Origin of the sequence: Legionella worsleiensis, assembly GCF_001467535.1 — a bacterium.
Lineage (GTDB): Bacteria > Pseudomonadota > Gammaproteobacteria > Legionellales > Legionellaceae > Legionella > Legionella worsleiensis.
Genome location: NZ_LNZC01000028.1, coordinates 1 through 444, shown reverse-complemented (window position 1 = coordinate 444; position 444 = coordinate 1). Strand labels below are relative to the sequence as shown.

The window sequence follows — 444 nt, the reverse complement described above, 5'->3', positions numbered from 1 at the left end:
GATGATGCTTTTGCGACCAATGAAGACACGGCTGTGACTCTTGACGTGAATGCGAACGATACCTTTGAAAATGCCGGTCATACCATTACTGCGATTAACGGTACAGCCATAGCCGTAGGCGGAAGTGTGGCTGTGGCTAATGGCAGTGTGTTGCTCAATGCCGATGGTACTTTAAGTTTTAGCCCAGCCGCTAATTTCAACGGAACGACTGATTTTACGTATACCGTCACTTCTGGCGGAACGACAGAAACGGCTACCGTCAATTTGACCGTTAATGCGGTGAATGATGCTCCGGTCAACAGCGTGTCTGGTGCACAAACTCTGAGTGAAGACGCCAATCAAGTGTTCAGCTCTGCCAATGGTAATGCGCTCAGCGTTGCCGATACTGACAGTGCGGTGGTGACGACTACGGTTTCTGTACTGCACGGCAGTTTGACGGCTGTT

1 protein-coding gene is annotated in these 444 nt (G+C 50.2%); it reads left to right on the top strand.

From position 1 onward, the window contains the following. Window positions 1-444: Ig-like domain-containing protein (locus Lwor_RS13890; RefSeq protein WP_169792196.1), on the top strand; the 444-nt coding region annotated here is incomplete at both ends.